The following is a 2249-nucleotide window of genomic DNA, read 5'->3' as shown; positions in this document are numbered from 1 at the left end:
CTCCGAATTTATCATTGAGCAGGTATTTTTAGATAATCAGAACATCGATGCTAGGTGTGGTTCGCTAGACGCTTACAGTTTAAATACCTTTTTGATGTTTAGTATAGGATATAAGGAATGCATGAATTTTTAAAAACAGACCAATTAGGGCATATAATAAACCAAGTTAATGATGAAATTTCTATGCTTAAGAATGCTCTGAATGAACCAATAAATAAGAATGTTGAAAGCAATGTACTTGCAGATATTTTAGATCGAGCGGCACTAGAAGAAGAGCGTAAGCAACAATACATTTCACGTTATAGAAAAGGTCTGCAGCTGAAGGCATTGCAACGAGTTAAATTTAGGCTTCAAAAAGAACCTGGCGAATACGGGTATTGTGAAACATGCGGTATTGAAATTCAGTTTAAAAGATTAGTAACAGTGCCAACGGCAGAAAACTGCTGTGATTGCCAATCTATAATTGAAGTTCAAAATAGATATAAGTGTCGGAGGACAATAATTATGAAACTCGACAATAAATACTAAAACCATGACAATAAAGTTCGAAACTTTTCGATGCTATTTGTCGCAGTCTGCCTTTTGTTCTAACAAGCTTTTGCCCCAAAACGTGTTAAAGCAATTATTCTATAGGTCGGCTTTGAGCGATAACCAGTCATTGAGATTAGCTAGATATAAGAGTTAACTAATTCGTCAAACTACTCTTTGCGCATATATTCATGAAAATGAGCGACGCGCGCAAATTGGTTCATTTAACTTTACCTAAAAATTTTAGAAAACTTAGTGATAGTAATGCTTTAGGTTATTTGTTAAAACTATATAAAGTAGATAATGAGCGTTCAGTCGGAAGAAATATGCGCGATGAGCGCACTATTAAATTGTTAAATTCCAAAGGAAAATCAGGTGCAGCACGATACTGATAAATATAGACGGATTTTTGAAGGGATGTCTCCCGAAGAAATTGAGGAGATGAATCGCCTGAATGATGAGGAACATCAAAGGCAAGCTGAGGCGTTCAGAACCGGCTATGAAAAAGATATTTGCTATCTCTGTAACAAACCTTTTAAGACCATTAGCAAAAGCAACCCTTGCTTACACTGGCTATTACGGCAATGTAAATTTAAGAAAAAAGACTTTCCAAAAGTTTACGAAAAATACGGCTATGGGAATATAGCTGCGTATATTCGATGGTGTGCGAACCAAGATCGTTTTCTTTCGAATATCAATGACCTTGAAGACGAGAAGTCAGATAGAAAAGTTTTATCCTATACAGTTAAATGGAAAAATGTTGAATGGACGTTTGACTGCTCCAAAAATGACTTTCAAGGTCATCAAGGAACATCCATTGATTATCCTCATTACCACTTTCAAATGAGAATTGATGGTAGACAATTCATCAACTTCAACGATTTTCATGTTCCATTCACTGATCACGACCTTTTTATATTGAAAAATAGTATGGAGCAAGGTGACTGGTTCAAACAGAATTTCGGGGCAATTGGTTCAGGTATGCAGGATGCTGTAAGTGTCGAGCTAGAAGATATACTTGAGCATACTATTCGTTCAGATAATGAAGACGAGGCTACTTATCATTTTTCAACAATGATTGATGCAAGTGAAAACCCTATTTCTGGTGAAGAAATATACGAAATACAAAAAGAAGCTGAACGAACAGGTAAATCTTTCGCTTTTGTAGCGCAGAAGCGGTTAAAGGAGCGAGCAAAGGTACAAACGGTTATCAGCCCTGCAGATTCGATTCCGGACATTGCCTCTAGAACCGAGCACAAGAGAAGATGAAATTTAACAAACGCATGTTGTCGGATTGGTTTTCCGCTGCGCAACAAACCAGCCGCAAATGCGGGCGTTATCAATGTCCGCATCGAGGGCGTTCAGAATTCTGTGTCAGCTTAAATTGCTAAATATCTAGCACACCATCTAACCTACCTTCGAAGTGGATGGCCAATTGCGACAATGTCAGATTCCAGTTATGGATTGGCATTGTCCATTTCTTTGAGGCATTTAATATGCCTGCATACAATAGTTTCATCAAGCTGTTTTCATTAGGGAATCCTCCCTTTGTCTTGGTGAGTCGCCTAAACTGTCGATGTACAGCTTCAATCGCATTCGTGGTATAAATAGCTTTACGCACATAATCAGGATACTTGAAATAAACGTAAGCGTCTAGCGAACCACACCTAGCATCGATGTTCTGATTATCTAAAAATACCTGCTCAATGATAAATTCGGAG

General features: G+C 37.6%; 3 protein-coding genes. 2 read left to right on the top strand and 1 reads right to left on the bottom strand.

The window, feature by feature from the left end; genetic code table 11:
* The first annotated feature begins 117 nt into the window (after positions 1 to 117).
* Both AAEZ22_RS17925 and AAEZ22_RS17920 read left to right on the top strand, forming a co-directional pair.
* Positions 118 to 528, top strand: a complete 411-nt coding sequence (locus AAEZ22_RS17925; protein ID WP_016899346.1) for a TraR/DksA family transcriptional regulator — start codon at positions 118 to 120, stop codon at positions 526 to 528.
* A 375-nt stretch (positions 529 to 903) separates the two neighbouring features.
* Positions 904 to 1797 carry a hypothetical protein gene (locus tag AAEZ22_RS17920; RefSeq protein ID WP_352298301.1) on the top strand — a complete coding sequence of 298 codons (894 nt, stop codon included), beginning with the start codon at positions 904 to 906 and terminating at the stop codon, positions 1795 to 1797.
* A 118-nt stretch (positions 1798 to 1915) separates the two neighbouring features.
* Here AAEZ22_RS17920 and AAEZ22_RS17915 read toward each other — a convergent pair.
* Positions 1916 to 2249, bottom strand: a 334-nt coding sequence (locus AAEZ22_RS17915) for a transposase (protein WP_352298298.1), incomplete at its 5' end; no start/stop codon positions are given.

This window comes from Pseudoalteromonas sp. 20-MNA-CIBAN-0454 (assembly GCF_040308685.1).
GTDB lineage: Bacteria > Pseudomonadota > Gammaproteobacteria > Enterobacterales > Alteromonadaceae > Pseudoalteromonas > Pseudoalteromonas nigrifaciens.
Note: the sequence above shows the minus strand (reverse complement) of the source record. Positions and strands in the feature narration are given on the sequence as shown.

What these genes read in the sequence shown, in the direction of transcription:
- AAEZ22_RS17925 (WP_016899346.1), top strand. Translation starts at nt 118, where the DNA reads ATGCATGAATTTTTAAAAACAGACCAATTAGGGCATATAATAAACCAA.